At 66.9% G+C, this 6,126-nt stretch carries 6 protein-coding genes and 1 pseudogene; 6 read left to right on the forward strand and 1 reads right to left on the reverse strand.

Annotated features, from left to right (window positions below; all coding sequences use genetic code 11):
• From AB0J09_RS53700 to AB0J09_RS53725, 6 genes and pseudogenes are all read left to right on the forward strand, one after another.
• A pseudogene (locus tag AB0J09_RS53700) lies at positions 1–1,612 on the forward strand (hypothetical protein); the annotation flags it as partial.
• Positions 1,609–2,274 carry a hypothetical protein gene (locus AB0J09_RS53705; RefSeq protein ID WP_360709901.1) on the forward strand — a complete coding sequence of 222 codons (666 nt, stop codon included), beginning with the start codon at positions 1,609–1,611 and terminating at the stop codon, positions 2,272–2,274. The pseudogene AB0J09_RS53700 and the gene AB0J09_RS53705, both read left to right, overlap by 4 nt.
• The gene (locus tag AB0J09_RS53710; protein WP_360709903.1) at positions 2,271–2,609 is read left to right on the forward strand and encodes a hypothetical protein; all 339 of its coding nucleotides are present in this window, start codon (positions 2,271–2,273) and stop codon (positions 2,607–2,609) included. Before AB0J09_RS53705 ends, AB0J09_RS53710 begins: the two co-directional genes overlap by 4 nt.
• Before the next feature lie 29 nt (positions 2,610–2,638).
• Entirely contained in the window at positions 2,639–3,604 is a 966-nt protein-coding gene (locus AB0J09_RS53715; protein ID WP_360709905.1) for an N-acetylmuramoyl-L-alanine amidase, read from the forward strand.
• 35 nt (positions 3,605–3,639) lie between these two features.
• On the forward strand, positions 3,640–3,945 hold the full coding sequence (locus AB0J09_RS53720; RefSeq protein ID WP_360709907.1) for a hypothetical protein: 306 nt from the start codon (positions 3,640–3,642) through the stop codon (positions 3,943–3,945).
• 65 nt (positions 3,946–4,010) lie between these two features.
• On the forward strand, positions 4,011–4,271 hold the full coding sequence (locus tag AB0J09_RS53725) for a hypothetical protein (RefSeq protein ID WP_360709909.1): 261 nt from the start codon (positions 4,011–4,013) through the stop codon (positions 4,269–4,271).
• Positions 4,272–4,933: 662 nt separating this feature from the next.
• On the opposite strand, the gene AB0J09_RS53730 is transcribed toward AB0J09_RS53725, so the two are convergent.
• Positions 4,934–5,965 (reverse strand): serine hydrolase domain-containing protein, encoded by a 1,032-nt coding sequence (locus AB0J09_RS53730; RefSeq protein WP_360709911.1) that lies wholly within the window; start codon positions 5,963–5,965, stop codon positions 4,934–4,936.
• Positions 5,966–6,126: the final 161 nt, after the last annotated feature.

Here is a 6,126-nt window from a genome sequence, read left to right on the forward strand (position 1 = left end):
CCACGACCGGGTCCCGGCCGCGCCGCTGGGCGTCATCGTCGAGCCGGCGGCGTACCTGGATGAGCACGGGTACGCCCGCGGGCAGGCCACGGTCACCTGGTCGCCGGTCACGCAGGACGTGAACGGCGTCGCCCTCGACATCGACGGGTACGAGCTGTACGCCCGCCGCAACCTGGCGGGCGAGCTGTGGCTGCTGGTCGGGCAGACCGCGTCCGGCGACCGCACGGCGACGATCTCGCCGCTGGTGGTCGGCTGGGAGTACGCCTGGAAGGTGCGGGCTACCTCAGCCGGGGTGAAGGGCGTCTTCTCCGACCAGGTGGTGAAGCTGGTTCCGGACGACGCGACACCGCCGCCGGTGCCGTCAACGCCGGTCGTGGCCGCGCGGCTGGGCGTCATCCATGTCGAGTGGAACGGGCTGGGCAGCGCTGGCGAGGCGATGCCGATCGACCTGGAGCGCGTGCACGTCTGGATGAAGGACCCGCTCGACCCGGCCGACATCGGCGCCCGCGTCGGCTATCTGGATGCGGCCGGGACGGAGGTGATCCCGGGCCAGCCGTACAACGCCGATCGGGAAATCTGGCTTACCGCCGTGGACCGGTCGGGCAACGAGTCGGCGCAGTCTGTGCACGTCACTGTGGCGGTGACGCCGCTGGTGGATACGGACCTGATCGGCGAGGTCATCGACGGTGCCGAGCACATCATCGACGGGTCGATACCGGGCGACGCGAAGATCACCGCCGACTCCATCACGGGGCGCCTGATCCGGGCACTGGAGATCCAGGCTGGCCATATCCAGGCGAACGCGATCGAGGCGGACAAGATCAAGGCAGGGGCGATCCAGGCGGCGCACATCTCGGCGAACGCCATCGAAGCCGACAAGATCGCCGCGAACGCCATCACTGCGGCGAAGATCGCCGCTGATGCGATCAGCGGCAAGACGATCACGGGCAGCGTGATCCGGACGGGTACGACCGGGAAGCGCATCGTGATCGACCCGGCCACGCTGGACATGCGCTTCTACCCAGCTGGCAACTCCAACTACAGCCGGTTGTGGACGTCAGACACCGACTTCGCTGGTGAGGCGACATTCCGGATCACGTCCGGCACGAACCAGGGCCAGACAGCGCGGACGTTCCTCACCGTGGCGGCAGGCTGGACGAAGCTGGAAGTGCTGAACCCGAACAACTCCGGCTCCAACGGCGGGTTCCTGGAGTCGGCTGAGGACTACAGCCGCATCGGCTACGAAAACGACACGTCCGACAACCAGTACATGTGGTTCGACGCGTCCGGGATGACCACCCACTACGGCAAGTGGTGGGACGCTGCTTTCGCCTCGAACACGTGGGGCGTCCACGCCGGATCGAGGATCGCCAGCCCGGGCTGGACCGGCATGGAGATCAATTACGGGCCCACGATGCAGGGGAACATGGGTCCGGTCGCGGTGCTGCGCGACGGCGCGATGACCGAGAACCCCGATCTGCGCCCCAACTTCTACTGGGCCATCGAGTTCTCCACGCAGACGTCGTTCCTGATCTCGTGGTCGGACGGCGGCGGGGTCCGGTCCGGTAAGGCGATCTATTGGTGGGCCCATCGACACAACGGGAGCGCATGACTATGCCTTTGACCTGGACTCTGTGGGATACCGAACTGTCGTACGGCCCCGTGTACTTCTCACAGAAGGACGCCACCCGCGCCAACCCGATGGGTGCTGAGCCGTTGTGGGGTGTCGCGGTCGTCAAGACGGACGGCAGCAGGTTCCTCAAGACGTTCCCGCACTCCAGCCTGGAGTGGCGAAGCGCCGAGTACGGCATCGACCCGGACGACAAGGACACCTTGCTCGACGTCATCTTGCACGAGGGCTACATTCCGCGCGAGGACGACCCACTCGCGCTCATGGATCCTGCATCGGCGAAGGTTCTGTCGGTGACGCGCGGCATGCCCACCTGCTGGACGCCTGGCGTTTCGGACAAGGACCGGCTCGAAGCGCACCTGATACGAATCGCGGCGGTGAAGAAGCACCGGCTCAGGTTGGAGCCCGCCAGCGTGGCAGACCGGCAGGGCGCTCTCGCCTTCGTGGGGTCGCGGAGGGTCGCACCCGTGGACCCGCTGGACCCGATCCGGGAGGCCCAGCTCGACCCGATCCGTGTGGAGTCGCGGCGCCAGGCGGTGAAGTGGGCGCGCTCGACGGGGACGCCTCTGGAGCCCAATTTCCTGCTCAAGCCTCCTGATGCGTTCATGGGGATGCCGACCGAGATGGGCGCTGCGACGGTATGAGCGAGGAGACGCCCAACCTGGCACTCGCATTGGCGGAGGTACGGCGACTCCTTGAAGTGGGGTTCGCCCAGGTCAACGGTCAAATCGCCCTCCTTCTACAGCAGTTGGAACAGGCGAACGATCAGCACGCGAAGCTGGCGCAGCGGGTCGAGCAGGACCGCGCAGCTGCCGAGGCCCGGGATGCGGCGATGGAGGCACGCCTGGACGCCGTTGAGCGGGAGGCGGTGACGCGCTCCCAGCTCACCGAGCGGACCCGGCAGATTATCGCCGTCGTCACGGTGCTGGTGGCTGTGGCGGGAGCGGTGATCGCGCTGATTCAGCTCACCAGGGGCTGACCAATGGACGACCAAGGGAGACAACTGACATGCCGTGGCTGACGCAACTCGCCGACGTCGCCCGCAAGACGGGCTTCCCGGTGACGGAGGTGGGCGGGTGGAAGTCCCGTGGACACGGGCCGCAGCCATCCGTCGAGGGCGTGGTGTGCCACCACACCGCCGGATGGAATGACCGGCACATCGTCGTGAACGGCCGCCCAGGGCTCGACGGGCCGCTGTCGCACATCTGGCTGCAGCACACCGGCCGGATCTGGGTTGTCGCCGCTGGGCGGTGCTGGCACAACGCGCCGAGCACGAGCGGCCACCACACCAACTCGTGCTCGATCGGCATCGAGGCCGAGAACGACGGCCGCACACCGTGGCCTGCCGTGCAGATCGACGCCTACCACGCGCTGTGCGCCGAGATCTGCCGCGAATGGGGCCTGCCCGCGTCCAGGGTGATGGGCCACAAGGAGGTCAACCTCCAAAAGCCCGACCCGCACAGTCTCAACATGTCCACGTTCCGGGCGAACGTCGCGGCGCTGATCAAGAGCCCCGGAACCCCGATCAAGCAGCAGGAGGAAGACGTGCCCGAGGTCATCTCTCTGGGTGCCGGTGAGGACCAGGACGTCCCGGCCAGCGGCGAGCTGGCGGTGCGCTGGCACACCGAGTACGCCGACGACCCGAACGCGCACGGCGCGGACGGTGTCGCGATCCTGGCCAGCGCGAGCCGCTGGTGCATCGTTGACGGCCTGGTGAAGGTCCGCGGCCTGGCCCCGGGTTCGGAGATCGACGTGGCGTGGTCGCGCTACTCGCGGGACGGCAAGCAGTTCGAGGACGACGCCTGGCGGCTCAGCTTCCGCGCCGACGCCAATGGCCGGGTGGAGCAGTCGGTGGGCGGCCAGTTCTCGCTGGACAGCAAGAACCAGCTGCGCATGCGGGTGTTCAACCCGAGCGCCGCTGCGGCGGTCGTAGAGAAGGTCTCGATGGCCAAGATCAGCATGTTCCACCGTTGATAGCTATCCCGCTTTCAGCCTACGAAGGAGGACCCATGTCCACCCCCATCCCCGAGACGAGCCAGAAGCCGACGCTCGGCCGGATCGTCCACTACAAGCTGTCCGGCCACGACGTCAGCATGATCAACCTGGAGTCGATGCAGTCGTTCGGCGGCCAGAGCGTCGTGCGTGCCCCCGTCAAGCTGGGCGAGGTCTACCCGGCCGTTGTCGTTCGGACGTTCGAGGGCGCCGAGAAGACCGTGAACCTCCAGGTGCTCCTCGACGGCAACAACTCGTACTGGGCGACTTCCCGTACCGAGGGTACGGACCACGGCCAGTGGTCGTGGCCGCCCCGCGGCTGACCAGTTTCCCCGATTCGTTGAATCTCCCCGCCGTAGTGGCGGGCTGTCCCGGAGGAGGGGCACAGATGCACGCAGATCCCCAGATCACCTACTCGAAGCCGCCGGTCGAGACCAAGGTCAAGGCGATGACCCTGGTGTCCTACCTGTCCGGTGTCGCCGGTATGGCGGTGCTGCAGGCGGTCAGCAACGACCCGTCGCTCATCTCGTGGCTGCCCGACTGGGTGGAGGCGATCACGCTGCCGCTGCTGCCGACCGCGCTGGCAGCCGTGGCCGGCTTCAAGGCCAGGCACACCCCGCGGCCGGACCTCCCGTCCGACCAGCGGTAGCCACGCACACGCGAGAGCGCCCCGCTCCTCCCTGCGCGGGAGGAGCGGGGCGCTTTTCGCGTCTTGCACCTCACCTGAGACTCCGGGCCTCAGGGCCGCTCCTTGCCCCTCGATGAGGCCGCGAGCGGTGCGGCCCCAAGGTCATGGGGGTTTGCGCAGGGGAGATAGGGGTTAACTCCGCGTCGCCGTGGGCCTTCTCTCCAGTCCGTCATCACTCCCCGGCATCGCCTGGTGGCGTTGGCGTTATACCGGGGCGCTCGGGCGGGTCAGGTACTTCGTAGCATTCGATCTCTAGCGAAGGTCGCATCCCCAGTTTGATTGCGATGCGCTTGATCGGCAGGCTGGTCTCCGCGTGCAACAATTGCACGACCCCTTGGAGCCATACCTTCGAGAGCACGATCGCTATCAACCCGAGGATGATAGGGAGGACATCACTGAGTGTGATGCCTCCCAACTTCCTAGACCTCGAACTCCGTCGTGGTCATGCCCTTCCAACGGGGGGCGGGAGTTCTCTGTTCCCGATCTGCAAAAGTTGTCCGACTTGCTCGCTTTTCTGCTGTCTGTCTGAAGTGTGATTTGTGGTGACTGGTCCGTTATTTGCTCATTGCCGGTAAGACGGTAATTCATCCACTCGTGCGTAGCTTCAGCGTTGTGACCTCGTTTCAGTCGAAAGCGAGCACGCGGAAGGCGTTCCGGATAGCCATGAGTGGGCCGCGCTCTCGGCTGTAGTAGAGCTTGTTGGTCAGCAGCACAGCCCACCGCTCCCGCTTGGGTGAGATCCACATGCCTGTGCCGGTGAAACCGTAATGGACGTAGACGTGGTCGTCGGTGCTGTCGGCCGGGTGCCAGAACAGGCCCCGTGGAGGGGTCAGCACACCGGTGTGGACCTGCAGGGATTCGGCGATCCATCCCGCGCCGAAACCGGCCGGGCCGGCGATGCCGGGCGCGAGCAGATGCCGCTGGAAACGCGCCAGATCACCCAGCGTAGAGAACGTGCCCGCGATGCCGCAGACACCGCCGAGCAGGCGTGCGGAGTAGTCGTGAGCGACGCCCTTGAGATGGGTGCCTGTGGCCTCGTTGTACTCGGTGGGCGCGCACCGGGCCGCCTCACCCTGGGGCAGGGGCCCGAAGCGGGTGTCGCGCATCGCCAACGGACGCCAGATGCGCGTCTCGGCAAGGCGATCCAAAGAGGTGCCGGTGAGACGTTCCGCGAGGAACCCGAGGATGAGCGCGGCCCGGTCGGTGTACTCGACGGCCTGCCCGGGTGTCCGGTGCAGCGCCTCGTGCAGGACGCCGTCCTCGATCGCGCGCCGGTCAGTCCCGTAGAGCGCGCGCAGGTTGGCCCGCAGCGGGACACCGGCGGTGTGGGTGAGCAGTTGCCTGACGGTCACCGTGCCCAGCGGATAGTCCGCCAGTTCAGGCAACAGAGCGGCCACGGCGTCGTCCAGGCGTAGCCCCTGCTCCTCCCACAGTGTGCCGATAACCGCCCACACGGCCACGATCTTTGTGAGGCTGGCCACGTCGAAGACGGTGTCTGGCCGCATCGCGGTGGACGGGTCGGCCGGGTCGGGGAGCCCGCACACACCAGTGTCAGTAATGCCGTCCGCGTCACCGATGCCCCACACAGCACCTGGGAATACCCTGTCGCGGACCCCGGTCTCGAGGAGCTGGGTGATCTTGTCATGCAAAGCCATCGGTTGTGTCCCCACGGTCAGGTGTCTGGTGATCAGCGTAGTGAAACGGGACGGGGATTCGCCGGACCTGGCCTGACCCGGTCAGGTGATCTGCGCGGTCAGGTCCCCGAGTGCCGCGGCGGTTGCGCTGAGCGGGAAGCGGGCGGCGTTGCGTCGGCCGG

Origin of the sequence: Nonomuraea sp. NPDC049784 (assembly GCF_040659615.1) — a bacterium.
Classification (GTDB): Bacteria; Actinomycetota; Actinomycetes; order Streptosporangiales; family Streptosporangiaceae; genus Nonomuraea.